Source organism: Actinoallomurus rhizosphaericola (assembly GCF_024055675.1).
In the GTDB taxonomy this organism is placed as follows: Bacteria; Actinomycetota; Actinomycetes; order Streptosporangiales; family Streptosporangiaceae; genus Actinoallomurus; species Actinoallomurus soli.
On the sequence record NZ_JAMXMW010000002.1, the window covers coordinates 460,024 to 485,100 of the forward strand.

Genomic DNA, 25,077 nt, shown 5'->3' on the forward strand with positions numbered 1-25,077 from the left:
CGATCGGATATGGATGCCGGACGTACGGGCATGGGACGGCCTTCTCGCGAGTCCTACCGTCGGTTCCCGGCGGAGGTCGCGGACGTGCCGTGACCCGCCGTGGATCTCGGGGAGGACGAGATGAGGATCGCCGTGTACGGGGCGAGCGGATTCACCGGCCGGCTCAGCGTGGCCGAGGTGCGCCGCCGCGGGATGACCCCGGTCCTGGTCGGCCGGAACGAGGACCGGCTGCGCACGGCGGCGGTGGAGTCCGGGGCGGCGGACGCCGAGGTCCGCCTCGCGGCCCTGGACGCACCGGACGCCCTCGTCGGCGCGTTCGCCGACTGCGACGCCGTGGTCAACTGCGCCGGGCCGTTCACGTCATGGGGCGGGCCGGTCCTGCGCGCCGCCATCGCAGCGGGCCGGCCCTACGTCGACACCTCCGGCGAACAGCGCTACATCAGGCGGATCCTGGACACCTACGACGCCGAGGCCGCACGCGCCGGCGTGGCGGTCGTTCCGGGCCTGGCCGACGACGGCGGGCCCGGCGACCTCATCGCGCACCTGACCGCGCAGCGGCTGCCGGAGGTGGAGGAGCTGGTCGTCGCGGACCTGCGGCGGCCCGGCGGGGCCTCGCGCGGCACGGCCCGGACCATGGCGACGGCGTTCGCCGACGGACCGCTCGACCACGTGGACGGCTCGCTGGTCCCCGCCGACGGCCAGGGCCCCGCGTCGCTCGGCGTGCCCGGCTCGGAGGAGGTGCCGGTCGCGCCGTTCCCGCTGCCGGGTGTGGCCACCGTGCCGCGTCACGTGCGCGCACGCCGGGTCCGGAGCGTCATCCGGGCCGACGTGGCGGCGCTCTTCCAGAGCCTGACGCCGGACCTCGTGGAGAGCGTCCCGGAGGTCCTGGACGACGAGACCCGGCGCGCCGGGCGGTGGCTGATGACGGTCCGGGCCGAGGACGGGGCGGGCGGCCGCGCCGAGGGCTGGGTCACCGGCCCCGACCCGTACGGTCTCACCGCGGTCATCGCCGTCGAAGGCGCGCGGCGGCTCGCCTCCGGTGAGGGACGCGCCGGCACCGCCGGCCGGGGACGGGTGGGAGCGCTGACGCCCGCCCAGGCGTTCGACCCGGCGGACTTCCTCGACTTCCTCGTGCCCTACGGCGTCGCCTGGCAGGTCTCGCCGGCGCCGGGTCAGGGGACGACGACGCGGTAGTGCGTCGTCAGGCGCCCCTCGTCGTCCAGGACGTGGAAGGCGAACGCCGGCGGGATCTCGTGGTCGACGAGGCCGTCCGTGCCCGCCGTGCCCGTCTCCCAGGGCAGCCGGATCGTGGAGACGACCCCCGGCGCGACCAGCAGCGGCCGGCCCGCGAACGTCGTCGCCGCCGGGGTGTGGGCGTGGCCGCAGACGACGGCGGCGACGTTCGGGTGGCGGGCGAGGAGCGCGGCGAGCCGCTCCTCGCCGAACTGCCGGATCCCGTCGACGTACGGGACGTGCAGCACGACGGGCGGATGGTGGAACGCGACCAGCACGGGCGTCGCCGGCGGCGTCTCGGCGAGCACCGTCTCCAGCCAGGCCAGGGTCTCCTCGTCGAGGCGGCCGTCGTCCCGCCCCGGGATCGACGAGTCGCACAGCGCGAACACCGCGCCCGGTGTGCGGTGCACCCGGTTGACCGGCCCGTCGCCGCCCGGCTCGTCGAGCAGCACCGCGCGGAACGGCGCGCGTACGTCGTGGTTGCCCGGACAGACGAGCACCGGGTGGCGGGAGGCCAGGAGACCCCGCGCCTCCTCGTACTCGGCGGGCAGCCCGTGGTCGGCGATGTCCCCGGTGACCAGCACGGCGTCCAGGTCGTACGGCAGCCGGTCGAGATGGGCCAGGACGGCCCGTGTCCGCGCGGCGGCGCGCGGCCCGCCGTCCAGGTGCGTGTCACTGAGGTGCGCGAAGACGATCACACGGTGGAACCTACGAGGTGGGGCGGAGACGGGTTAAGGTCCACTCCGCCCCGGAAGCCACCGACCAGTCAGCCGCCGCTGGTCGTGTAGCTCACGCCCGTGTACGCCGGGCCGCAGGTGTTCGCGCACGGCAGCGAGAAGGAGTAGACGCGGCCGCCGCCGATCAGGGCGTCCGACGCGTCGACGACCCGGATGCGGTAGTCGCGGCCGCCGGTCGTGGTCGGGGCGATGACGTACGCCTGGCCCATGTCGCCGTCCATGGTGGCGTTCTTCCACGAGGTCCCGTCGTAGTACTGCACGCCGTGGATGCCGTTCGGCAGGTGGGAGACGGCGATGACGGGCCACCAGACCTGGGCGTTCTGCAGGAATCCGATCTTGATGTCGCCGGTGTAGCCGGGCGCGGGCACGAACTGCCAGCCGATGTGCCGGTTGTTCCAGTGGTTCGGGTACATGTCGCCGACCGGGGCGCCGTTCTTGACGAACCGGTTGAGCGATGCCTGGGACAGGTCGAGGTGGTACGGGTCGTCGCGGCACCAGGCGTTCCCGTCGGCGCAGCTGTCGGCGACCAGCATGGTCAGCGTCGCGCCGTCGTAGGCGTCGGCGGTCCAGGATCCGTTGCGGCAGAAGGGCTGGTTCGGCGCTCCGTCGTTGACGCCGGTGCAGTAGTCGCCGATCGTCACCTGCACGTAGCGGCCGCAGTTGTGGCCGTTGTCGAAGATCCCCATCCGGGCGGCGTCCGACGACGAGATGGGGCGCGGGTAGCCGTTGTAGTCGTGCGGCGTGTTGAAGACGTTGAGGGCGACGAAGTCCTGACTGTCGAGGTTCGCCTGCGGCAGCCCGCATCCGCCGTACGGCGAGCCGAGCCCGGTGAACCAGGTCGCGTTGCCGGTGACGGGGGCGTCCGCCGCCGGAGCCGCCCCGCCGGTGGCGCCGGAGGCGGCCGAGCCGCCCACGGCCGCACCGCCGGTGGTGCCGGAGACGACCGCCGCGCCGGTCGGCGTCCGGTCGGCGGCGAGGGCCCGCGCTCCGGCCGGGGAGGCGCAGGCGAGCGTCAGCGCGCTCAGCGCCGGCAGCAGCGTGCGCAGCCGCCTGCGGTTCCGATGGGGCATCTCGGCCTCCAGGGGTCAGAACACCGGGTTCCAGCCGTCCGAGCCGGCCAGGTAGGCGTTGGGGGTGTACGAGGGCGCCTGGGAGGCAGTGAGCTGGGGCCGGTTCGCGTTGACCGCCGCGCCGGCGCCCGTGTCCCCGTACTCGGAGAACCGCGCGCTCTTCCACGAGAAGCCCGACATGTCGGTCCAGGGGTCGTCCCGGATGTGCGCGCCGAGCGTGCACTCGCGGAACAGCACCTGACCCACCGCGTGCACGTCGCCCGACGGGTGCCAGGGCCGGCCCAGGTACACCGACTTGGCCGGCGCGTTGCTCGTCAGCGTCGAGCGGTAGAAGAGGAAGCCGTACGGGTTCGTGTCGGTCGTCGCCGCCGCCGTGACGTACCCGTTGTTGGTCGAGGAGCCGCGGCTCAGCGAGTGGATCTCCGACCGGTCGAACACCGCGGTCCCCCGGCCGAAGATGAAGTCGACGTCGCCCTCGACGTAGGACTTGCGGATGTAGGACCGGCCGACGGTGCCCGTCCCGGCCGTCCACAGCAGGAGCGTGTCCTGGTTGCCGAGGACGCGCACGTTGTTCAGCACGGCCCGGTCCGCGTTCAGGTCCAGGGCCACCGCCTGGGAGCTCCCGTTCTTCGCCTCGTCGTAGTCGTTGGCGAAGGTGAGGTTCTCGGCGCGGAAGTCGTTCGCGGACACGGCGACCGTCGCGCTGCCCTGGGTGCCGTACGTGCTCGCCGCGTGGTTCTCGACGATGACGACCTGATCGCGGGTCGAGCCGGTGCCCTTGAGCGTGACGTGCGTCTTGGCCGAGGGGATCGAGACCGTCCCCCGGTAGGTGCCCGGCTTGACGTCGATCTCGTAGCCGGAGCCGTTCGAGGGGGCTGCGTTGACGGCGGCCTGCACGGTGGTGAAGTTCCCGCTGCCGTCCTGGGCCACGGTCACGACCGTGGCCGCCGACACCGGGCCGCCGTACGCCGCGGCCGCCGTCAACGCGAGCGACGCGAGGACCCCCACAGCGCCGACGCGTCGCATCTGGGACATTCCCGCCTCCCGAGAGCCGACCGGGCGAGGGTGGGCCCGGTCAGGAGCAGGTTCCGGCGCGCGTCACGCCGCGTCAAAGCGGTGGCGGGCGCCGGTGGCCGCCGCCGGGCGGCCCGTGCCCGCCCCCGCAGGTCACCGGCCGGGCGAGCGACCCTGCGGGGACGGCTCCGCACTGAAAGTTTCACCGTCGAAACGGCGGTTCTTACGGATTGCGGACGGCTCGCCGTCATCCCGGCTCCGGCCGCCCGGCCGCGGTTAGCGTGCGGGCATGCGCGTACTCGTGACCGGCTCCGCCGGGTTCATCGGATCTCACGTCGTCGAGACGCTCCAGGAGCACGGCCACGAGGTGCGCCTGCTCGACCTGCGGTCGGGCGAGGACGTCCGCGACGCCGCCACGGTCGCGCGGTGCCTCATCGGCGTGGACGCGGTCTGCCACCAGGCCGCCAAGGTCGGCCTGGGCGTCGACGTCTCCGACCTGCCCGCCTACGCCTCGACGAACGTCCTGGGCACGGCCGTCCTGCTCGCCGGGATGGCCGGGGCGGGCGTACGGCGGCTCGTGCTCGCCTCGTCGATGGTCGTGTACGGCGAGGGCGCCTACGACTGCCCGGCCCACGGCCGGGTGCGGCCCGGCCCGCGCGCCGAGGAGGACCTGGCGGCGGGACGGTTCGAGCCGCGCTGCCCGCTGTGCGGGACGGCGCTGACGCCGGGCACCGTCGGGGAGGACGCGCCCGTCGACCCCCGCAACGCCTACGCCGACTCCAAGCTCGCACAGGAGCACCTGGCGGCGTCGTGGGCCCGGACGACCGGCGGCGTCGTAGTGGCGCTGCGGTACCACAACGTGTACGGGCCGCGGATGCCGCGCGACACCCCGTACGCCGGGGTCGCCGCGATCTTCCGCTCGGCCCTCGAACGCGGCGAGGCGCCGCGCGTCTTCGAGGACGGCGGGCAGCGCCGCGACTTCGTCCACGTACGCGACGTCGCCCGCGCGAACCTCCTGGCCCTCGAGACGGCCGGGCCACACCCCGGTGCGCTGCGGGCGTACAACATCGCCAGCGGTGAGCCGCGCACGGTCGGCGAGATGGCGGGCGCTCTCGCCAAGGTGTACGGCGGACCCGATCCGGTCGTCACCGGCGGATACCGGCTGGGCGACGTCCGCCACGTCGTCGCCTCCCCCGACCGGGCCCGTACGGAGCTCGGCTTCCGCGCCACGATCCCCTTCGAGGACGGTATGGCGGAGTTCGCCACCCGCTCCTGAGCGCGTCCTCAGTCGTCGGGAAACTCGATCTCCGGTGTCTCGTCGGCGGCGACGAGGAAGTACCCGAGGAACGTCAAGCCTTCGTCCTGGGCGTCGAAACGGGCGATGCGGACACCCTCGGGCTCGTAGAACACGTCTCCGGGCCCGAGGACGGAGGCCGCCTCGCCCTCGACCTGGTAGACCACCGAACCGGTCTCGACGCTGCCGAACACCGGCCCGTTGTGCACGTGCAGCCCGGCCGCGTGGCCGGGCGCGATGGTGATGCGCCGGATCTGGACCCGGCCCGTGCTCCGAGGCGCCGGCAGGAACCGGTCGAGCAGGATCGAGCGCGTGACCGGCGGGGCGTCCTCGGCCTCGATGGCGTGGTTCGTCATGCGATCATCGTACATACCAGTAGGTACAAAGCGGGGCGCCATCGGCGACTCCGCAGGGCCATCGGGGTCGTCATCGGCTCAGGACGCTCAGCCAATCACGCAGCAGCGCCGCTTCGGTGGCCCTGAATCCGGCGTCCACGAGGGGGTCGGCACCGCGGCCATCCCCGACGGCGGCCAGCAGCGCCAGAGCCCGGTCGGCGATCCCCGTTCGGACGTCGGCCGCCGGTTCGGTACTGACGATCGAGTCGATGACGGTGTCACGCAGCCCGGTGAGCGGGGTCGGATCGCGCTCGTCCTCGGGCTGCGCCAGCAGCAGTAGCACGGCGCCGGTCGTCGACGCCTCAATGGCCCGAGCGGCCGTCTCGACCGGAACGCGGAGCCGGCCCTGCTCGCGGGCCCGCTCGAGGAGACGGCGCAGGATCTCGCCGTTCTCCTGCGCGGCGGCCGGGCGGCGACCCGGGCGCAGGTTGCCGTACATCAGGGCGTAGAACGCGGGATTGCGCAGCCCGAACTCGACGTGGATGTTCCAGCCGCGCCGGATGTCCTCGATCGCATCCTCGCTGGGCTCCAGTCCCCGCTTCTCGGCCAGATAGCTCTCGAACACGTAGCTGCCGAGGGCGTCGAGCAGGCCGTCCTTGTCTCCGAACAAGCGGTACAGCGCAGGTGTCTGCACCCCGGCGGCGGTCGCGACCGCCCGCGTCGAGATGCCGGCCGGCCCGTGCTCGGCCAACAGCTCGGCCGCCGCCTTCAGGATCGCCTCCTGCTGGTCGCGTCGTTCCACGCCCGTCTCGGGCGAGCCAGGGTCGCTGCGCATATGTCGATGGTAACAAGTTTCCGTTGACATTGACACTACCGTCGTTACCTGTTTAGCGTTGACGATGTCACCACGGCGCCTCAATCGCTAGGAGAACCCATGGCCCCATCCATCTCGACCGTCCGGCTCGGCTCCGGCGGCCCCGTCGTCGGCGCGCAAGGGCTGGGCTGCATGGGGATGAGCGAGTTCTACGGCGACACCGACGCCGACTCGGCCCGCCGGACCCTCGACGCCGCCCTGTCCGCCGGCGTCACCCTGTTCGACACCGCCGACATGTACGGCCGGGGCGACAACGAGCGGTTCCTCGCACCGTTCGTCCGCGCCCACCGAGACGACGTCGTCATCGCCACCAAGTTCGGCAGCGTCCGCGCCGATGACGGGTCGATGTCGATCAGCAACGACCCCGCCTACATCCGGCGTGCCGTCGACGCCAGCCTGACGCGGCTGGGCGTCGAGGTCATCGACCTGTACTACATGCACCGCCGCGACCCGGCCGTCTCGCTGGCCGACTCCATCGGAACGATGGGCGACCTCGTCCAGGCCGGCAAGGTCCGCCACCTCGGCCTGTCCGAGGTCACCGGCGACGAACTGCGCGAAGCCCACGCCCACCACCCGATCAGCGCGGTGCAGTCGGAATGGTCGCTGTTCACCCGCGACATCGAACGCAGCCTCGCACCCGTCGCCGCCGAACTCGGTGTCGGCGTGGTCGCCTACTCCCCCCTCGGGCGCGGCTTCCTCACCGGCGCCCTGCCGAGCGAGTTCACCGCCGGCGACGTCCGCTCCCGGTTCCCCCGCTTCACCGGCGAGAACGCCCAACGCAACGCAGCGCTCCTGCACCCCATCACCACGATCGCCGCCGACCGGGGCGTCACCCCCGCACAGGTCGCGTTGGCCTGGCTGCACCAGCGACGCGCCGCCCACGGCCTCACCGTCGTGCCGATCCCCGGCACCCGGCACCCGAACCGCCTGCAGGAGAACCTCGCCGCACTCGGACTCACCCTCACCGCCGACGAACTCGCGCGTCTCGAACCCATCGCCGCCCAGGTCACCGGCGACCGGTACCCCGACATGACCGAGACGTCCAACGCCCGCGAAAGCCGACCGACCGACTGACCGCACGACCCACCACGCGCATCGAGAACGGAACAACGATCATGTCCAGCATCACCGTCGGCATCGCCTACACCTCCGGCTACGGCCACACCCGCGAACTGGCGAACGCCGTCGCCGAGGGAGCCGCATCAGTACCCGGCACACGCGTCGAAATGATCGACGTCGACGTCGCCGCCATCACCGACGACGACTGGCGCACCCTCGACGGGTGCGACGCGATCATCTTCGGCAGCCCGACCTACATGGGCAGCGCCTCCGGTGCCTTCCACGCCTTCGCCGAAGCCACCTCCGGCCGATGGATGACCCGCGCCTGGCAGGACAAGATCGCCGCCGGATTCACCAACTCCGGCTCCATGAGCGGCGACAAACTGCACACCCTGCAGTATTTCTCCATGCTCGCCGCCCAACACGGCATGCACTGGATCAGCCTCGGCCTGCTGCCCGGCTGGAACACCACCACCGCCAGCGAACACGACCACAACCGACTCGGGTTCTACCTCGGCGCCGGCGCCCAGACCTGGAACGACCAGGGTCCCGAAGCCGTCCACGGCGCCGACCTGGCCACCGCCCGCCACCTCGGCCGGCGAGTAGCCGCCCACACCAGCCGGTTCACGGACACCGTGGACCTCACCGGCATCCCCGACACCGCAGCCGGCTGAGGTCCTTCAAGGGGGCAGACGGCGGCCGCCGCCACGTGAGGGCCGGGCCCGCCGCGATGGCCGCGGTCTGCCTGCCGACCCCACGCCCGTGGATGACACCCGGGAGGGATCCGGCGGCTCAGACGCCGAGCGGGAGGCGGACGACGAAGCGGCAGCCGGCGCCCGCGTTCGAGACGCCGATCTCCCCCGCGTGGGCCTCGACGATGCCGCGGGCGATGGCCAGGCCGAGCCCGGCCCCGCCGCCGGGCGTGCGCGCGGCCTCGCCACGGAACGCCACGTCGAACAGGCGCGGCAGGTCCTCGTCCGGGATCCCGCCGCAGGCGTCGGACACCGCGACGTACGCCATGCCCTCCTCCGCCCCCGCCACGATCTCCACACCGCCGTCCTCCGGGGTGTGCCGGATCGCGTTGACGACGAGGTTGCGCAGGGCGCGGCCGAGTTCGGCGGCGTCCACCTCGACGGGCAGGACGCCGTCGGCCTGCCCGCGCAGCCGTACGCCCTTCGCCCGGGCCAGCGGCTCGGTCCCGGCGACCGTCTCCGACACCAGGTCGCCGAGGCCGACCCGCTGCCGGGACAGCCGCAGCGCGCCCGCGTGGATCCGGGACAGCTCGAACAGGTCGTCCACCATCGCGGTGAGCCGGTCCGTCTCCGCCCGCATCTGCGCGTGGTACTGCCGGACGGTGACCTCGTCGGCCACGACCTCGTCCTCCAGCGCCTCCGCCATCGCCCGCAGCCCGGCCAGCGGGGTGCGCAGGTCGTGACTGACCCAGGCGACGAGCTCACGGCGGCTGGTCTCCAGGGCGCGTTCGCGGGTGCGGGCCGCGTCGAGGCGCTCGTAGGCGGCGGACAGTTCCGCGCCGAGCTCGGCGAGTTCGGCGGGCAGCCGGCGCTCCGGCGGTCCGAACCGGCCGGTCTCCCCCGCCGTACGGACGGACGCCAGCAGGGACCGGGTGCCGCCGATGAGCCGGTGGCCGAGCAGGAGCGACACCCCGAGGCCGACGAGCCCGCCGATCACGGTCACCGTCAGCGCGACGGACCGGTCGTGGTCGCTGATCAGCATCTTCAGCGTGATCGCCACGATGCCCGCCACGGTGGCGAGCACGGTCGCGGCCGACACCACGGCGAGCAGGGCGGTGATGGACCGCCCGCGCAGCGCGTACAGCGCCGAGACCCCGGCCACGCCGACGAGCAGCGCGGCACCGGCGGCGTACGCCACCACCTCGACGAACGCGTTGAAAGGAATCATGTTCGCGGCTCGAATCGGTAGCCGACGCCCCACACGGTGAGGATCCGCCGGGGCGCGGTGGGGTCTTGTTCGATCTTCTCCCGGAGCCGGCGAACGTGGACCGTCACCGTCGACGAGTCCCCGAACTCCCAGCCCCAGACGTTCCGGAGCAGGTCCGCGCGGGTGAACGCCTGCCGGGGATGGCGCATCAGGAACGCCAGCAGGTCGAACTCCCGCGCCGTCAGCGAGACCTCCGCGCCGCCGAGCCGTACCTCGTGCGCGGCCGCGTCCACCGTCAGGTCGGCGTCGGTGATCGTCCCGCCGGTCGGCCCGAGCGCGCCGCGCGCCCGGCGCAGGACCGACTTGACGCGCAGCGCCAGCTCACGGGGGCTGAACGGCTTGGTGACGTAGTCGTCGGCGCCTGTCTCCAGCCCGATGAGCCGGTCGGTCTCCTCTCCCAGCGCGGTCAGCATGACGATCGGCACCGGCCAGCGTTCGCGGAGCCGCCGGCACACCTCCAGGCCGTCGATGCCGGGCAGCATGAGGTCGAGGACGACGAGGTCCGGAGGGCGCTCCTCGGCGGCGCGCAGCGCGGCGAGCCCGTCGGCGACGCAGACGACCTCGTGCCCGTCGCGGAGGAGGTAGCGGGACACGACGTCGGCGACGGTCGGATCGTCGTCGACCACCAGCACGCGCCCCGTCTCGGATCTCACCATGGCGACCTCACCAGCGCCTGGACCGTCAGCGCGGTCACGGCCTGTGCGAGGAGCAGCGTACGGGCCGGCGGGCGGTGGACGGCGCACGCGATCGTCGTCCAGGCCGCGTACGGGATCCAGATCCGCTCGACCTCGCCTCGGGTGACGCCCGACAGGTCGAGCGCGGCCATCCCGATCAGCGCGGCGGCGACCGGCAGGCCGAGCCGTCCACCGCCGACCGGGGCCGCCCGGCGGGCCATCGCACGGGCGAGGGGGACCACCCGTCCCAGCACCGCCGGAAGGGCCATCGCGGTCGCAGGGCCGATCAGCAGCGCGAGCACGGACAGATCCCCGAGCAGGAAGTAGGCGTACGGCCGCGCCCGGGCTCCCCCGCCCGCCGCCCAGGCGGCATGCGTGCCCGCGACGCCCGCGAACCACGAGAATCCCGCGAGCGTGAAGGCGACCGGAACGACCAGGCACCCCGCGGCCAGCGCGCCCAGGACCGGGCGAGGCGGTCGCGTCAGGAGGAGGACGGCGAGCGGCAGCGCGAACACCGGCAGCAGCCCGTAACTCAGGTACGGCAGCGACCCCAGCAGCAGCCCGCCCGCGAACGCCGCGGCCACCACCCGCCACCGCCCGGCGAGTGCCCCAGCGGACGACGCCGCAGACGACGGCACAGCGGACCGCGCGGCGGGTGGCTCAGCGGACCGCGCGGGGAGCGGCGCGGCGGCGACGGTGAGGAGGGCCACGGCCCAGGCCGCGACGCCGAGGAACAGGGCGTCCACGCTCGTGGCGACCCACAGGGCCGTGGGCGCGAGGACGAGGAACGGGACCGCACGGCGGGCCGTCTCGGCACCGGCCAGCCTCCGGACGGTGACCGCGATGGCGGCCGAGGCCGAGCCACCTGCGACGATCACGAGGGCCGCCGCCCAGCCCGCGTCCCGCAGACCCGCGGACCGGAGCGCCCACAGGATCAGGGTCGGCAGGGGCGGATGGCCCTTCACGTGCGTGGGATACGCCTGCATGTCCCGCGCGAAGCCGCGCAGCCAGCGCAGCGGGTCGTCGCCGACGGCGGGCAGGCCGGCCAGGTACTCGGTCGGCGCGGTGAGGGGCCGGGCCAGACCGTCCGGCAGCTGCAGCACCACCGCCCACAGCACCGACCCGAGCCACGCGACGGCGAGCAGCGCGCCCCAGGGCAGCCGCCGCGCCGCGACCGGCAGGACCGCGACCGCGACGAGCGCCAGGGCCGCCGCGGGCAGCAGCGGGCCGAGCAGCAGCCGGGGCGAGGCGTGCAACGGCGGGAACCGGTCCACCGGCAGGTACCCGGCGGCGCGGAGGACGGCGCCGACCGCGAACCCGGCAAGGATGATCCCGGCCCACGCCGCGAGGGCCGTCCGAGCATGCCGCCCCACTCCCTCACGGAGTCCCCTGGGAGGTCGCCCCGGCTCGCCGCCTCCGGCAGCCTGCCCCGGTCCTTCGCCGAGCCCGCCGGCGGCCTCGCCCGGCTCTTCGGCGGCCCCTCCGGGAGCCGCGCCCGGCTGGTCGGGCGGGTCGGCCGGACGCCTCTTCCGGCCGGGCGACCTCACCGGCACGCTGAAGCTGATCACGTCCCCACACTAGGACTGACCAGGAGGGATGCGCCGTACACGTCATCACTCCGTAAGGGTTTCCGGCGCGGGTCCCGGCGTAGCGTCACGAACGTGATCGACGTTGTACTGCCCTGCCTCGACGAGGCCGCCGCCCTCCCGTGGGTACTGACGCGGATGCCCGCGGGCCATCGCCCGATCGTCGTCGACAACGGCTCCACCGATGGCTCGGCGGAGATCGCCGAAGCCCACGGGGCGCTCGTCGTGCACGAGCCCCGCCGCGGCTTCGGCGCCGCCTGCCACGCCGGGCTGCTCGCCGCGACCGCCGACATCGTCTGCTTCATGGATGCCGACGCCTCCCTCGACCCGGCCGACCTGCCCGAGGTCGTCCGCCTGCTGGCGGCCGGCCTTCCGGGCGCCGATCCGGATGCGGACCGGCTCGGCGCGGACCTGGTGTTGGGGCGGCGGCGGCCGGTCTCGTTCCGGGCGTGGCCACCGCATGCGCGGCTCGGCAATGCCCTCGTCGCGCGCCGCGCGGGTCTGCGCGACCTCGGCCCGATGCGGGCGGCCCGGCGGACCCGCCTGCTCGACCTGAACCTGACCGACCGGCGGTCCGGGTACCCGCTGGAGATGGTGCTGCGCGCCCGCGCCCAGGGCTGGCGGATCGCCGAGACGGACGTCGCCTACCACCCGCGTACGGGCCGGTCGAAGGTCACCGGCACCGTACGGGGCACGCTCCGGGCCGTCCGCGACATGCGCCGCGTCCTGGAGACGGTGTGACCGCCCGCGCCGGAGGCGGTCCGGTGACGCTGCTCGTGATCGCCAAGGAGCCGGTGCCCGGCCGGGTCAAGACCCGGCTGACCCCGCCGTACACGCCCGTCCAGGCGGCGGCCCTGGCGGAGGCGGCGCTGGCGGACACGCTCGCCGCCGTCGCGGCGGCGCCGGCGGCGCGACGGGTGCTCGTCCTCGCCGGGCGTCCGGGCCCGTGGCTGCCCGCGGGCTTCGAGGTGGTGCCGCAGCGCGGCGGCGGACTGGACGAGCGGCTCGCGAACGCCTTCGCCGACGTCGGCGGGCCCGCCGTCCTCGTCGGCATGGACACGCCCCAGGTCACTCCGGCACGGCTCACGCGGGCGGCCCGGAGCCTCGACGACGGGGACGCGGTGTTCGGCCCCGCCGCCGACGGCGGGTTCTGGCTGCTCGGCCTGCGGCGGCCCGATGCCCGGTTGCTGCTCGGGGTGCCGATGTCGCGTCCGGACACCGGGGCGTGTCAGCGCGCCCGGCTGCGCGGCCTGCGCGTCACCACTCTCGAGACGCTGACCGACGTGGACACCGCCGCCGACGCCGTACGGGTGGCGGACCAGGCGCCCGGCACGCGGTTCGCCGCGACGCTCGCGGCGATCGGCCGGGCCGGGGACCCCGCGCCCGTCCCCGTACGAGGAGGCGCGGGATGATCGGCGGGCTGTACGAGGGGTCCCTCGCCGGCCTCGGGTCGGTGGAGATCGAGCACGCCGACGGGCGGCGGGAGCGCCTCCCGGTCGACCAGTGGTGCGACGGACGGCCCGGCGACCACGCACTGCTGGACCGTTGCGCCGGGCCGACGCTCGACGTCGGGTCCGGGCCGGGGCGGCTCACGGTCGCGCTCGCCGAACGCGGCCTGCCCGCGCTCGGCATCGACGTCACGCCGTACGCCGTCGAGATGACGCGGGCGGCGGGCGGGCTGGCCCTGCTGCGTGACGTGTTCGGCCACGTCCCGGGGGCCGGGCGGTGGGAGACGGTGCTGCTGGCCGACGGCAACATCGGCATCGGCGGCGACCCCGCCGCGCTGCTGCGCCGCGTCGAGGCGCTACTGCACCGGCGTGGCCGGGCGATCGCCGAACTCGGCGCGACGACGCGTACGGAGTGGGTGCGGCTCCGCGACCCGCGGCAGGTGAGCGACTGGTTCCGCTGGTCGCACGTCGCCCGCGACGCGATCGGCGCCTACGCGGAGCAGGCCAGGCTGCGGGTGGCCGAGATCTGGACGGAGGCCGGGCGATGCTTCGCCGACCTGACCCCGCTCGCCTGATCACGGCGATCGGGCGGTTCGCCTCGCGGGAGCGCGACGAACGGGACGAGCGGACCGCCGCGTGGCTCGGCGTGGCGCTCGGCGTCAGCTTCACGGTCGCGTTCGTGACCGGGCTGGTCAGCCACTTCATGCAGCATCCGCCGGGGTGGGCGGTCTGGCCGTCGCGGCCGGTCGGCCTCTACCGGCTCACGCAGGGCGCGCACGTGATCGGGGGCCTGGCCACGATCCCGCTGCTGCTGGCCAAGCTGTGGACCGTCTATCCGCGGCTGTGGCAGTGGCCGCCGGTGCGCTCGGCGGGGCACGCGCTCGAACGGGCGCTGGTGTTCCCGCTCGTCGGCGGCGCGCTGTTCCAGCTCGTGACCGGGCTGTTCAACATCGCGTACTTCTATCCGTTCCCGTTCTTCTTCACGACGGCGCACTACTGGACCGCCTACATCGTCTACGGCGCGCTGGTCGTCCACGTCGCGAACGAGTGGGCCAAGGTCCGCGGCCTGCGTCCCGGACGGGCCGGTGCGGACGCGCGCCCCACCGGGCCCTCGCGCCGGGGGTTCCTCGCGACCGTCGCGGGGGCGTGCGGGCTGGTCGGGCTGACGACCGTCGGGGAGACGTTCACCCCGCTCGGCCGGCTCGCGCTGCTGGCCCCGCGCCGGCCCGGTGTCGGGCCGCAGCGGCTGCCGGTGAACAAGACGGCGGCCGCCGCCGGCGTCCGCCCGGATCCGGCCTGGCGGCTCGCGGTCACCGGTGACGTGGCCCGTGAGCTGTCCCTGTCGCTCGCCGACCTGCGGGCCATGCCACAGCACGTCGCACGGCTGCCGATCGCGTGCGTCGAGGGCTGGAGCGCCGAGGGGACCTGGGCTGGCGTACGGCTCCGCGACGTCCTCCACGCGGCGGGCGTGGACGCGGGCGCGCGGGTCCGGGTGGAGTCGCTGGAGGCCGGTGGGCGGTACCGCGCCTCGGAGGTCGACCCGCCGCACTGGCACGACGAGCTCACGCTCCTCGCCATCGGCCTGAACGGCGAGCCGCTGTCGCCCGATCACGGGTACCCGTGCCGGCTGATCGCCCCGGACCGTCCCGGCGTGCTGCAGACCAAGTGGATCGCCCGGCTGGTGGTGCACGGGTCATGAGGGTCGTGCGGGGACGCCTCATCGCGTACGGCCTCGGCGCGGCGCTGATCGGCGTCGGCGGCGCCGGGCTGCTGCGCGACGCCGCCGAGACCGACCCGGTGGGCTGGCTGGTCTGGGTCGCGGGCGCGGCGCTCGTCCACGACCTGCTGGTGGTCCCGGCCGTGCTCGGCGTGGCCCTGCTCACCGGGCGGCTGCCGGCGTCGTACCGCCGGCCGGTCCGGGTCTCGCTGGTGCTCGCGGCGTCCGTCTCGGCCGTGGCGCTGCCGATGGTGCTCGGGCTCGGCCGCCGGGCCGGGGACCCGTCACGGCTCCCCCAGGCGTACGGCGTCCACCTCGCGGTCGTCCTCGCCCTGATCGGCGGGGCGGGCGCCGCCGCCGTGGCGCTCCGTACGGCCCGGGTCAGACGAGGACGTTCCCGCCGTCCACGGTGAGGACGGTTCCGGTGGCGAACGGCTCGGTGAGCAGGTACAGGTAGGCGCGCGCGATGTCCTCGACCTCGCCGACCCGGCCCGCCGGGATCACGGCGCCGGTGTCGGCGTACATCCGATCCCGGTCCTCGTCGCTCATCCCGGCCCACAGCGGGGACCGTACGATGCCGGGAGACACGGCGTTGACCCTGATCGGCGCGAGTTCGACGGCGAGCGCCCTGGTCAGGGCGTCGATGGCGCCGCAGACGCTCGCCGCGACCGACCAGCCCGGTCCTGGCCGGTCCTTGACGATGCCGGTCGTCAGCGTGATCGAGCCGTCCTTGCGCAGGTGCGGCACCGCCGCCCGTACCGACGCGAGCACGCTGAAGTAGCGCAGCGTGAAGAAGTCGCGCGCCGTGTCCAGGTCGAGGGCGTCGACCCTCATCAGCGACAAGGACTCGCCCGCGGTGTAGACGAGGTGGTCGATCGGACCGAGCCCGGCGAACAGCGCGTCGATCGCGCGGGGGTCCGCGAGGTCGACGACCCGGCCGGTGGCGCCCGCGGGCAGCCGGCCGAGGGCGCGGTCGACGCTGCCCTGTCTGCTGGAGGCCACCGTGACCGCGGCGCCCTGCCGGGCGGCCGACTCCGCGGCCGCCAGCCCGATGCCCGAGGTGCCGCCGAGGACGACGACGCGTTGACCCTGCAGATCCATGGTGTGGTCCTTTGTGGAAGGGGGATTCCGGCCCATCAACGATGTCCCCGCGAGACCGCCCACGTCCAAGACCTCGTTCTTCGCCTGTAATACCCTGCGGGCATCAGGCAGGTAAGGAGACGCTGGTGGACGTCGATCTGCGGAAGCTGCGTTACTTCGTCGCGGTGGCCGAGCGGCTGCACTTCGGCCGGGCCGCCGAGGCGCTGCACATCGCGCAGCCGGTGCTGTCCCGCCAGATCCGGGCGCTCGAGGGCGAGCTGAAGGTCCAGCTGTTCGTCCGCACCAAGCGGTCCACCGAGCTGACGCCCGCCGGTGAGCAGCTTCTCGCGGACGCCCGGCCGCTGCTGGCCGCGGCGGAGGCGCTGCGCCGCCGGGTCGGGCGGGCCGCACGGGGGGCCGACACCTTCACCGTCGGGTTCATGCCGGGGCTGATCGTCACCCCGGCCGTGCAGGCGCTGAGCGAGCGCCATCCGGGCCTGACCGTGGAGGTCGTCCGCACGACGTGGACGGACCAGACGGAGGTGATCCGCGACGGCCGGGTGGACGTCGGCTACGTGCGCCTGCCGGTCGACCAGCGCGGGCTGCGGATCCGGCCGCTGCTGACCGAGCCGCGTGTCGTCGTCCTGCCCGGTGGCCACCACCTGGCGGGCAAGGACGCCGTCGGGGTCGCCGACCTCGCCGACGAGCATCTGCTCCAGGACCCCGACAGTGTCCCGGAGTGGCGTGACATCGCCACCGAACTGCGCCGGCCGGGAGGACGGCCGCCGGAGCCGGTCTTCCACGCGGTGGAGGAGAAGCTCGAGCACGTGGCGGCCGGTCGCGGCATCGTGGTCCTGCCGCTGTCGGTCATGACCTTCTACACCCGGCCGGACGTCACCCACGTCCCGGTGGCCGACCTTCCACCGAACCAGGTCTGCCTCGCCTGGGACAGCACCCGCCGCAGCCGCCTGATCAACGAGTTCGCCGCGATCGCCACGGAGCTGCAGGGCGGTGAACTCCCCGCCGAGCGGCCGAGTCGACCGACTCGACCGCTCGGGTAGCGAGGCTCCGTCAGTGGAACTGGGGGACGACGAGGTAGATGCCGTAGCAGACGATCAGCGCGCAGGCCAGGAAGCAGAGCCCGGCGGCGACGGTGGCGAGCGTTCCGTCCCGGTCCCGGCCCGTGTCCGCCGCCGGCCGTACCGACCAGGCGAGGACACCGACCGCGAAGATCACGACGATCGCGACGCCGACGGCGAAGGCGACGACGGCGACCTCCCCGAGGGCGCTCCACTTGATGTTCATCGCACTCCCCTCACGCCGCGCCGGCCTGCGACATGACCGCCGTCGTCGGCTGGTCGTTGACGTTCGCGGCGTGCACCGGGTTGCGCCGGGACACCGCGTAGATGCCGGTGGCGACGGCGATCGCCGCGACCAGGACCACGATGATGCCCGCGGTGCCCTGCTCGGCCACCGCCGCCGCGAGCCCGCCGACCGCCGCGGCCGCGGGCAGGGTGAACACCCAGGCCAGGACCATCCGGCCCGCGACGCTCCAGCGCACCTCCGCGAGCCGGCGGCCGATCCCCGCACCGAGGATCGCGCCGGAGCACACCTGCGTCGTGGACAGCGCGAATCCCAGGTGGGAGGAGGCCAGGATCACGGTCGTGGCGGAGGTCTCGGCCGCGAACCCCTGCGGGGACTCGATGTCGGCCAGCCCCGTGCCCATCGTGCGGATGATCCGCCAGCCGCCGATGTACGTGCCGAGGGCGATCGCCAGGCCGGCCATCGTGACGACCCACCAGGGCGGCCCGGAGCCGTGGGACAGCACTCCCGCCGAGATCAGCGTGAGGGTGATGACGCCCATCGTCTTCTGGGCGTCGTTGGTGCCGTGCGCCAGCGACACCAGCGAGGCCGAGGCGATCTGCCCGGCCCGGAAGCCACGCCCGACCTCGTCCCGGCGGCCGCGCCGCGTGATCACGTACGCGAGGTAGGTCGATGTGACGGCGACCACGCCCGCGATCAGCGGCGAGGCGAGCGCGGGGATGAGGATCTTCTCCGTGACCACGGAGAAGTGGACGCCCTTGACCCCGGCGCCCACCCAGACGGCCCCGATCAGTCCCCCGAACAGCGCGTGCGAGGAACTCGACGGCAGGCCGAACACCCAGGTCACGAGGTTCCACACGATCGCGCCGACCAGGCCCGCGAAGATCATCGCCGGTGTGACGAGCGAGTCGTCGACGATCCCGCCGGAGATGGTCTTGGCCACCTCCGTGGACAGGAACGCGCCGACCAGGTTGAGCGCGCCGGAGATCAGCACCGCGATCCGTGGCGGCAGCGCGCCGGTCGCGATGGAGGTCGCCATCGCGTTGGCGGTGTCGTGGAAGCCGTTGGTGAAGTCGAATGCCAAGGCCGTGATGACCACGGCCACTACGAGGAACGACCAGTCGCCCATTGATCCCGCCTTCGGTCCGGCGGCTCACGTACCCCTGAAACCGTAGGTTCACCCCCTGAACACGCCGTGAACCGCGCGGAACACCCGAACCGGAAGACGGCGACGACGACACGAAGCCGGCGGACGGCGACGGCGCAAGGGCGGGAGACGGCAGCGGGCCACCGCCTCCCGTCGGGGAGTCAGAGCTCGACGGTGTCGCCCGGCGAGAACCGCTCGTACGCGGTGCCGGTGCCCGGGCCGTTCGCTCCGAGCAGGCCGTTCACGACCGTCTTGCCGATGTCGCTGAGGACCTCGTCGTGTACGGAGAAGGCGCGGGCCGGCTTGACGGCACGGACGTAGTCGATGACCTCGGCGGGCTTCTGCCAGGGTCCGCTGATCGGCACCATGAGGGCGTCGACCGGCCGCTCCGGCGCGGTGAAGGCGTCGCCCGGGTGGAAGACGCTCCCGTCGATGAGGAATCCGACGTTGCCGATGCGGGGGATGTCCGGGTGGATGACCGCGTGCCACTCGCCGTGGACCTCCACGCCGATGCCGTTCACGTCGAAGGCGTCGCCGTGGCCGACGACCGTGACCCGGCCGCCGAGGCCCTCCAGCTTGGCGGCGGTGGCGCCGTTGGTCCAGACCCGCAGCTTCGGCGACGCGTCGAGCGCGGCGCGCAGCGATCCCTCGTCGAAGTGGTCGAAGTGCTCGTGGGTGATGAACACCGCGTCGGCGCCGTCCAGCGCGCCGGGCGCGGTCAGGCCGCCCGGGTCGACGACCAGTGTGGTGCCGTCCTTCTCGATCCTGATGCAGGCGTGTCCCAGCTTGGTCAGTCGCATGCGCCGACGTCCCTTCGTCTTCCACATTTTTACAGCCATGCTGTATATCAGTGCCGAATATACAGCATGGCTGTAGAGTCCCCGGCATGGACGAGGTGGACGTGAACGAGGTCGCCCATGAGCTGCGGCTGGTCGTCGGGCGGCTGGTGCGCCGGGCCCGCCGCCCGGAGGACCTGCCCACGCCCCAGGCCGCCGTGCTCGGCCACCTCGACCGGGAGGGCCCGCTGACCACCGCCGACCTGGCCGAGCGGCAACGGGTGCGGCACCAGTCGATGGCCCGTACGGTCGGGCGGCTCACCGCCCTCGGCCTGATCGCCGCCGGGCCGCACCCCAGCGACGCCCGCAAGACCCTGCTCACCATCACCGACGCGGGCCGTGCCGAGCTGCAGAGCCAGCGGACCCGGAGGACCGACTGGCTGGCGGAGGCGATGGCGAGCGAGTTCGACCCCGAGGAGCAGCGGGACCTGGCCCGCGCGGTCGCCCTCCTGGCCCGGCTGGCCGACCGCTGAACGCCCGACCCCGGCCGCAGGAACGCCCGGCCCCGGCCGCCGAACGCCCCGCCGGCCGCCGAACGCGCGCCCGGGCGGCCCCCTGAACGACGTACGGGCCCGGGACGTGGGTCCCGGGCCCGTACGCGACTCACCGAGGCTCAGCCGGTGCGGAGGTAGACGCCGTCGCTGGTCGGGTCGTCCGGGTCGCCCTCGGGGGACGAACCGCCGACCGACCAGACGGTCTTCGTGCCCGGCCGGTTCGCCAGCGCGGTCAGGTTGACGTCGTGGCCGGACGGGCGCGGCGCGGCCGAGGAGGTGAACGTGTCACCGGTGACGTGGACGAGCGCCGGGTCCCACGCCCCCTGCAGGATCCACACGCCGCCCGACCCGTCGGCCGCCACCTTGGTGTACGCCTGGCCCTTCGCGGTGACGAAGGACTTGGACTTCGTGCCGGTCAGCCGCAGCGCCAGCCGCGTGTAACAGGTGTCGTCGCCGTCCTCACCGCAGGACCACGACTGCGCGCCGACCGCCCAGACGTTCTTCCCCGACACGGCGATGCCGGTGAGGACCGTGGCCGCGTCGGGCTCCGGCTTGGCCAGGGCGACGGTCTTGACGACCTTCCACGACCTGCCGTCGTAGTGGACCACCGCGGCCTTGTCCCCGATGGAGCCGGCCGCCCAGATGTTCTTGGCGGACACCGCCTGCAGGGCGACGACGTGGGCGGGAAGCCTGACGCTCGCCCACCTCTTGCCGTTCCAGTGCCGGGCCGTGGTGCCGCCGTTCACCGCCCACACGTTCGAGGCGCTGACCACGTCGGCGTCGGTGGCGCGGAAGACGCCGCTGAACTTCGCGGACGTCCACTTCTTGCCGTTCCAGTGCACGACCGCGCTCTCTTCGGCGCTGAACGCCCAGACGTTCTTGCTGGACGAGGCGTCGACGACGTTCAGCGCCATCGACCAGCCGGCGGGCAGCCTCACGTCCTTCCAGGTCGTCCCGGACAGGCGCTGGACGACCGGCCGCGTCGTGCCGCTGACGGTCCGCTTGCCGACGGCCCAGGTGCTCCCGGTCGGCGCGACGGTGACGTCGCTCAGGATGTCGTCACCCGGCAGTTTCGTCGTCTGGGTGACCCGCCAGGCCGGCGTGGCGGCGTGCGCCGTGCCGACGCCCATTCCGAGGGCCAGCGCCGCCACGCCCGTCCCCACGATCAATCGTCGCATTCGCGTCCTTTCGTTGTTGCGAAAGGAGACGCCGGAAACGAGTCCGCGGTTCACCTGATCGCCATGTGATGGATCACTCCCGCGTCGAACGGGCCTCCTCGTCGGGGAACTCCGCCAGCAGCCGCCGGGCCGCCTCGCGCACGCCCGGGTCGGAGCCGTCCAGCAGTTCGGCCACGGCGGGAAGGAGGTTCACGATCATCGATCGAACGTCCCCCGCCCACTCTTCCGGCTGTGCTCCCGCGGCGACCGGACCGGAGACGACTCGCGCGATGTCGGTCACCAGGGACAGCAGGGGGCCCCGGACGTGGTTCTCCGCCTCGGTGGCCAGCAGAACGAGAAAGGGAACGGTGGCCAGGGTCGCCGGGAAGACCTTCTCACCCTCGATCAGAAGCGCGGGCAGGGCGCTGAGCGCCTCCTCGGCGGCCTCGGCGTCGTCGGACGCCATCGTGAGGATCCGCTCCGGGAAGTCGGTGGCCGGACCGCGCGCGCTCTCGAGCTCCTCCCACTCGAACCGGCGCAGGAACCCGTACAGATCCCGCTTCGGCCACAGGCGTTCGGGGTCGAGGCGTACGGTCGCGGTCCCCGTCGGGCCGCCGACGGTCAGGACGCCCTCCGGCTCCAGGATGAGCGTCTCGATGCCGGGCCCGAGGTCGATGACCGCGTCGAGGCCCGACTCGTAGTCCCACAGCCAGACGGCGCCCGTGCTCCAGACGGCGGCCATCGCCGGCCCCGTCTCCAGGGCCTCGATGCCGAGCGCGACCACTTTGCCGCCGCGCCGGCCGATCCCGACCGGCACCGGGTCGCCCTCGCCGGAGGACGGCCACACGTACACCTGCCCGGCCGCGTCCCCGCTCAGCACCGCGTCACCCGGTCCGTCGAAGTACCGGCAGGCGACCGCGGTCACCGGCGCGTCGTGCGCCGTACGGCTCAGCGGAGCCACCGGCGCCTCCGCGTCCGCACCCGCCGGGATCTCCGCCTCCACCGCGGCGTCCGCCTCCACCGCGGCGTCCGCTTCCGCCGGGGCCGCCGCGTCCGCGGCGGTGGCCGGGCGGGCGGACGGCCACACGTGCAGGCCGCCTGCCTGGTCGCCCGCGACGACGCCGACGTCCGGGTCGGCGGCCCAGACCGTGAGACCGGCCGGCCGGGCGGCACCGGTCAGCACCGCCGGCGGCTCGGGCTCCGGAGGGCAGAGCGGGCGGTCGGAGACGGCCTCGACGGTCCACCGCCCATCGGCGTCCGTCTGGCCGACGCGCAGGGACAGCGGCTCGGGGGCCGCGGGCTCCGCCTGGTCCTCCGGGTCCGGCCGGTCGGCCTCCGGGGACTCGATCTCGTCGGCCCAGTCGGCGCCGAGCGTGCGGGCCAGGTCCTCCAGGGCCGTACGGGTCCGGGCGTGCACCACGAGGGGGAAGTCGACGAGGCCACCGTCGTCGAGGTAGACGATCGCGTCGAGGGCGCCGTAGGCGAGGGTGTCGGCGCCGAGTTCGCGCCAGGGCAGCAGGCCGAGCTCCGGGAGGTCGCGCCGGACCCGGTCCACCAGGTCGGGCTCCGGGTCGTACAGTCGTACGGTCCAGCCGTAGTGCGCGGGCAGCCGCGTCACGGCCAGCTGCAGGAAGAACTCCGAGATCGACCGCGCCTGCACGACCCAGCCGTCACCGGTGCTCACCAGCACCTTCGGGTCGGGAAGCGCGGCCTCGGCGGCGAGGTAGCCCCATTCGTTGCAGTACTGGTACTCCGCCTTGAACACGCAGACCCGGTGGTCGTCGTCCGGTCCGACGAAGGGGTTGTCCGGTGGCAGCCCGTCCGAGACGCCGTATCCGGTGGGGTCCGGGCGCACCGTCGGCGGCCACTCGGGGTTCGTCCAGTACAGCCGGGGCCGGTAGGTGAAGGAGTTGAACGGCAGGTCCCACCACTCGTCCAGGGCCGCCGGAACGGGCAGCGTCAGGTCGACGCGATCCCATTCGTCGTCGTCCTCCTCGTCGGTCCCCTCGGCCTTGAGCCGGCGCACGTACGCCTCGTGCTCGGACTCCGACCAGCGCGGCCAGCGGGGTTCGCCGCCGGGCGGCTCATAACCCCACTCCTCCTGGAAGACGCGCAACAGCTCCCACCGCGGGCCGGTGTCCGCGAGATGCTCGGCGAACGCGGCAGGGGACATGCGGTCGCGGTCGTCCCAGCGCGGCATCACCCGCCGCAGCCGCTCCGCGAACCGCCCGTAATCGATCACTTCCGGCACAGCGGTCAGCGTAGGGGCAAGCTTCGCCGATCGCACTCCGTGGGACCTTCGGCCCTAGTGACGCCGGGCGCCGCTCGGCGAGCATTCTCATAGTCAGGCGGAGGTCCGGCCGCGAGGGGGGCGGTTCGGCGTTCGCGCCCGGTAGCAGGGACGCGCCAGACTCCGCCGATCGCGCAAGCGGGGGAATCCATGGCAGGCAAGCCGCACACACGGACGTCCACGTCGAAACGGACCGGGACCACGCGGGCGATCCGGGAGAGCCTCGGACCGATTCTGGAGGCGAGGACGCGGGTGCGCCCGGGAGCGGCGCCGATCGTGTCGCTGCGCGGCGAACTCGACATCGCCGGCACGGACGCCCTCGAGGATCTGGTGCTCGAAGTGCTCCTCCGTCACGGGCCCGACGTGGTGATCGACGGGTCCGCGGTGACGTTCTGCGACGCGCGCGGGCTCGGCGCCCTGGTGCGGTGCGCCAATGAGGCCCGCCGGGCGGGCGGCCGGTTGACGCTGGTCCGTCCGAGTCACCGGCTGCGCCGCCTCATGAGGCTGGTCGGCCTCGACCGCGTGCTGTGCGCCGCCGCGGTCCCGGCACCTCGCCGACCCGGAGGATCTTGTTCGACAATGTCGACGCACCTGCGTTGACGTGCATTAATACCCCACATAGCGTCGTTCATGCGTCAAGAAAAGCGCCGACGAAGTTCCGCCGGCCGACCTGACGCCCGCCTCGTGCACGCGGCAGGGATCTCCTCCAGACCCGCACCGGGTCACCCGGTCATGCCCGTGTACGGTCGCGGCCCGCGCTTGCCCCTTCCCCCGAAATACGGGCGGGGTGTCCCCTTTCCCCGCACCCCGCCCGTATGACACTTCTCAGCTGAACAGGAAGTGGCCGCAGTTCGGCCACTGGCCCTGCCAGCGGCCGTTCACCCGGTTGTAGAGGAGCTGCGCGCGGTAGGTCTGCTCGGCCGCCGGCGCGTCGCTGGGCAGCCCCGATCCACCGACCGTCGCCCAGGACTGCCGGTTGAACTGGTAGAGCCCGTAGTAGCCGGCCGGATTCACCGCCCGCGGGTTGCCGCCCGACTCGCACTTGGCCAGCGCCGCCCAGTTGAGGCGGGCGGCCGAGCCGGCGCCGCTCGGGTGCGGGCCGAGCGCGATGATCCGCGACACCGGCTTGCGCTTGACCTTCTCGTCGATGACGGCCTTGACCTTCTTGCCGTGCCGCCGGACGTACGCGGTCGTGACCATCTTGTAGCCGGAGCGGCCCGCGCGGGTCACCTTCTGACTGAAGGCCGGGAGTTCGGCGTCCTTCTTCTCGACCGTCGGCGCCGGGATCACGACCTTCGTGGTCTTGGGCGCGGACAGCAGCCGCAGCACCTTGATCGTCGCCGTCGGAGCGGCGTCCGCGGCGGGCGTGACCAGGTCGTACTTGCCCAGTTGGATGCCCACCTGGGTGAGCACGTCACGGACGGTCGACGCCGTCGTCATCGTCTCGGCCTGCTTCTTGCGGTCGACGAGGACGACCACCTTGACGGGCGTCGCCGTGGGGCGCACCGCCGCGTCGCGCGGCGCGACCGCCGCCGTGTTCTTCTTCGCGTCATCGGCCTTGCCTCCGCAGGCCGAGGCGGTGATCGCGAGCATCGTCAGACCGGCGACCAACAGGGAACGGCGCACATTTCCTCCGCGTCGGGGGCATCCCGGTACCGGGCAGACCATAGCGGAGCGTACGACCACATTCGCCAGAAGCGACGAATTTCATACTGGTTCGTACGGGCAGGCGCCGCCGCCCCGCTGACCA

Annotated in this window: 27 protein-coding genes; 12 read left to right on the forward strand and 15 right to left on the reverse strand. The window is 73.5% G+C overall.

The features are described 5' to 3' along the window. The first annotated feature begins 120 nt into the window (after positions 1 to 120). The gene (locus NE234_RS06065; protein WP_252777855.1) at positions 121 to 1,194 is read left to right on the forward strand and encodes a saccharopine dehydrogenase family protein; all 1,074 of its coding nucleotides are present in this window, start codon (positions 121 to 123) and stop codon (positions 1,192 to 1,194) included. Here NE234_RS06065 and NE234_RS06070 read toward each other — a convergent pair. The 3 genes from NE234_RS06070 to NE234_RS06080 form a co-directional block, all read right to left on the reverse strand. Continuing rightward, the gene (locus NE234_RS06070) at positions 1,173 to 1,931 is read right to left on the reverse strand and encodes a phosphodiesterase (protein ID WP_252777856.1); all 759 of its coding nucleotides are present in this window, start codon (positions 1,929 to 1,931) and stop codon (positions 1,173 to 1,175) included. The genes NE234_RS06065 and NE234_RS06070 overlap by 22 nt on opposite strands. Positions 1,932 to 1,999: 68 nt before the next feature. Further along, positions 2,000 to 3,040 (reverse strand): expansin-like protein, encoded by a 1,041-nt coding sequence (locus NE234_RS06075; protein ID WP_252777857.1) that lies wholly within the window; start codon positions 3,038 to 3,040, stop codon positions 2,000 to 2,002. A 15-nt stretch (positions 3,041 to 3,055) separates the two neighbouring features. Further along, positions 3,056 to 4,075 carry a pectinesterase family protein gene (locus tag NE234_RS06080; RefSeq protein WP_252777858.1) on the reverse strand — a complete coding sequence of 340 codons (1,020 nt, stop codon included), beginning with the start codon at positions 4,073 to 4,075 and terminating at the stop codon, positions 3,056 to 3,058. Positions 4,076 to 4,343: 268 nt separating this feature from the next. Here NE234_RS06080 and NE234_RS06085 point away from each other — a divergent pair, with 268 nt between their 5' ends. Continuing rightward, the gene (locus NE234_RS06085; RefSeq protein ID WP_252777859.1) at positions 4,344 to 5,330 is read left to right on the forward strand and encodes an NAD-dependent epimerase/dehydratase family protein; all 987 of its coding nucleotides are present in this window, start codon (positions 4,344 to 4,346) and stop codon (positions 5,328 to 5,330) included. An 8-nt stretch (positions 5,331 to 5,338) separates the two neighbouring features. Here the strand turns inward: NE234_RS06085 and NE234_RS06090 are convergent, their stop codons facing one another. Both NE234_RS06090 and NE234_RS06095 read right to left on the reverse strand, forming a co-directional pair. Further along, positions 5,339 to 5,704 (reverse strand): cupin domain-containing protein, encoded by a 366-nt coding sequence (locus NE234_RS06090; RefSeq protein WP_252777860.1) that lies wholly within the window; start codon positions 5,702 to 5,704, stop codon positions 5,339 to 5,341. 70 nt (positions 5,705 to 5,774) lie between these two features. Next, entirely contained in the window at positions 5,775 to 6,518 is a 744-nt protein-coding gene (locus NE234_RS06095; protein WP_252777861.1) for a TetR/AcrR family transcriptional regulator, read from the reverse strand. 99 nt (positions 6,519 to 6,617) lie between these two features. Here NE234_RS06095 and NE234_RS06100 point away from each other — a divergent pair, with 99 nt between their 5' ends. Continuing rightward, complete coding sequence (locus NE234_RS06100) at positions 6,618 to 7,631, forward strand: aldo/keto reductase (RefSeq protein WP_252777862.1); 1,014 nt, start codon at positions 6,618 to 6,620, stop codon at positions 7,629 to 7,631. 41 nt (positions 7,632 to 7,672) lie between these two features. Beyond that, the gene (locus NE234_RS06105) at positions 7,673 to 8,290 is read left to right on the forward strand and encodes a flavodoxin family protein (RefSeq protein WP_252777863.1); all 618 of its coding nucleotides are present in this window, start codon (positions 7,673 to 7,675) and stop codon (positions 8,288 to 8,290) included. A 118-nt stretch (positions 8,291 to 8,408) separates the two neighbouring features. Here the strand turns inward: NE234_RS06105 and NE234_RS06110 are convergent, their stop codons facing one another. From NE234_RS06110 to NE234_RS06120, 3 genes are read right to left on the reverse strand one after another with little or no spacing between them, the layout of a single operon-like run. Further along, on the reverse strand, positions 8,409 to 9,536 hold the full coding sequence (locus NE234_RS06110; protein ID WP_252777864.1) for a sensor histidine kinase: 1,128 nt from the start codon (positions 9,534 to 9,536) through the stop codon (positions 8,409 to 8,411). Further along, positions 9,533 to 10,231: a response regulator transcription factor gene (locus tag NE234_RS06115; protein WP_252777865.1), complete on the reverse strand. Its 699-nt coding sequence runs from the start codon at positions 10,229 to 10,231 to the stop codon at positions 9,533 to 9,535. The genes NE234_RS06110 and NE234_RS06115 overlap by 4 nt, the downstream gene beginning before the upstream one ends. Continuing rightward, positions 10,225 to 11,817, reverse strand: a complete 1,593-nt coding sequence (locus NE234_RS06120; protein ID WP_252777866.1) for a hypothetical protein — start codon at positions 11,815 to 11,817, stop codon at positions 10,225 to 10,227. The genes NE234_RS06115 and NE234_RS06120 overlap by 7 nt, the downstream gene beginning before the upstream one ends. Before the next feature lie 93 nt (positions 11,818 to 11,910). Between NE234_RS06120 and NE234_RS06125 the strand changes: the two genes are divergently transcribed. From NE234_RS06125 to NE234_RS06145, 5 genes are read left to right on the forward strand one after another with little or no spacing between them, the layout of a single operon-like run. After that, positions 11,911 to 12,576: a glycosyltransferase family 2 protein gene (locus NE234_RS06125; RefSeq protein WP_252777867.1), complete on the forward strand. Its 666-nt coding sequence runs from the start codon at positions 11,911 to 11,913 to the stop codon at positions 12,574 to 12,576. Between the two features lie 23 nt (positions 12,577 to 12,599). Next, positions 12,600 to 13,247: a TIGR04282 family arsenosugar biosynthesis glycosyltransferase gene (locus NE234_RS06130; protein ID WP_252777868.1), complete on the forward strand. Its 648-nt coding sequence runs from the start codon at positions 12,600 to 12,602 to the stop codon at positions 13,245 to 13,247. Beyond that, the gene (locus NE234_RS06135) at positions 13,244 to 13,858 is read left to right on the forward strand and encodes a methyltransferase domain-containing protein (protein ID WP_252777869.1); all 615 of its coding nucleotides are present in this window, start codon (positions 13,244 to 13,246) and stop codon (positions 13,856 to 13,858) included. Before NE234_RS06130 ends, NE234_RS06135 begins: the two co-directional genes overlap by 4 nt. Further along, on the forward strand, positions 13,828 to 14,982 hold the full coding sequence (locus NE234_RS06140) for a molybdopterin-dependent oxidoreductase (RefSeq protein WP_252777870.1): 1,155 nt from the start codon (positions 13,828 to 13,830) through the stop codon (positions 14,980 to 14,982). The genes NE234_RS06135 and NE234_RS06140 overlap by 31 nt, the downstream gene beginning before the upstream one ends. Next, positions 14,979 to 15,413 carry a hypothetical protein gene (locus NE234_RS06145; RefSeq protein ID WP_252777871.1) on the forward strand — a complete coding sequence of 145 codons (435 nt, stop codon included), beginning with the start codon at positions 14,979 to 14,981 and terminating at the stop codon, positions 15,411 to 15,413. Before NE234_RS06140 ends, NE234_RS06145 begins: the two co-directional genes overlap by 4 nt. Here the strand turns inward: NE234_RS06145 and NE234_RS06150 are convergent. Further along, on the reverse strand, positions 15,382 to 16,101 hold the full coding sequence (locus NE234_RS06150) for an SDR family oxidoreductase (protein WP_252777872.1): 720 nt from the start codon (positions 16,099 to 16,101) through the stop codon (positions 15,382 to 15,384). The genes NE234_RS06145 and NE234_RS06150 overlap by 32 nt on opposite strands. Before the next feature lie 125 nt (positions 16,102 to 16,226). Between NE234_RS06150 and NE234_RS06155 the strand changes: the two genes are divergently transcribed. Further along, complete coding sequence (locus tag NE234_RS06155) at positions 16,227 to 17,141, forward strand: LysR family transcriptional regulator (protein WP_252777873.1); 915 nt, start codon at positions 16,227 to 16,229, stop codon at positions 17,139 to 17,141. Between the two features lie 10 nt (positions 17,142 to 17,151). Here NE234_RS06155 and NE234_RS06160 read toward each other — a convergent pair whose 3' ends face one another. The 3 genes from NE234_RS06160 to NE234_RS06170 form a co-directional block, all read right to left on the reverse strand. Further along, positions 17,152 to 17,385, reverse strand: a complete 234-nt coding sequence (locus tag NE234_RS06160; protein ID WP_252777874.1) for a hypothetical protein — start codon at positions 17,383 to 17,385, stop codon at positions 17,152 to 17,154. Positions 17,386 to 17,395: 10 nt separating this feature from the next. After that, entirely contained in the window at positions 17,396 to 18,532 is a 1,137-nt protein-coding gene (locus NE234_RS06165; RefSeq protein ID WP_305886661.1) for an inorganic phosphate transporter, read from the reverse strand. Positions 18,533 to 18,711: 179 nt separating this feature from the next. After that, the gene (locus NE234_RS06170) at positions 18,712 to 19,350 is read right to left on the reverse strand and encodes an MBL fold metallo-hydrolase (RefSeq protein WP_252777875.1); all 639 of its coding nucleotides are present in this window, start codon (positions 19,348 to 19,350) and stop codon (positions 18,712 to 18,714) included. Between the two features lie 86 nt (positions 19,351 to 19,436). Between NE234_RS06170 and NE234_RS06175 the strand changes: the two genes are divergently transcribed. After that, positions 19,437 to 19,859 (forward strand): MarR family winged helix-turn-helix transcriptional regulator, encoded by a 423-nt coding sequence (locus NE234_RS06175; protein WP_252777876.1) that lies wholly within the window; start codon positions 19,437 to 19,439, stop codon positions 19,857 to 19,859. A 140-nt stretch (positions 19,860 to 19,999) separates the two neighbouring features. Here the strand turns inward: NE234_RS06175 and NE234_RS06180 are convergent, their stop codons facing one another. Both NE234_RS06180 and NE234_RS06185 read right to left on the reverse strand, forming a co-directional pair. Next, positions 20,000 to 21,058, reverse strand: coding sequence for a hypothetical protein (locus tag NE234_RS06180; protein ID WP_252777877.1), 1,059 nt, complete (start codon positions 21,056 to 21,058; stop codon positions 20,000 to 20,002). A gap of 73 nt (positions 21,059 to 21,131) precedes the next feature. Further along, on the reverse strand, positions 21,132 to 23,288 hold the full coding sequence (locus tag NE234_RS06185; RefSeq protein ID WP_252777878.1) for a hypothetical protein: 2,157 nt from the start codon (positions 23,286 to 23,288) through the stop codon (positions 21,132 to 21,134). A gap of 291 nt (positions 23,289 to 23,579) precedes the next feature. Between NE234_RS06185 and NE234_RS06190 the strand changes: the two genes are divergently transcribed. Next, entirely contained in the window at positions 23,580 to 23,927 is a 348-nt protein-coding gene (locus NE234_RS06190; protein ID WP_252777879.1) for an STAS domain-containing protein, read from the forward strand. A 225-nt stretch (positions 23,928 to 24,152) separates the two neighbouring features. Here the strand turns inward: NE234_RS06190 and NE234_RS06195 are convergent, their stop codons facing one another. After that, positions 24,153 to 24,953 carry a transglycosylase family protein gene (locus NE234_RS06195; protein WP_252777880.1) on the reverse strand — a complete coding sequence of 267 codons (801 nt, stop codon included), beginning with the start codon at positions 24,951 to 24,953 and terminating at the stop codon, positions 24,153 to 24,155. Positions 24,954 to 25,077 lie beyond the last annotated feature (124 nt).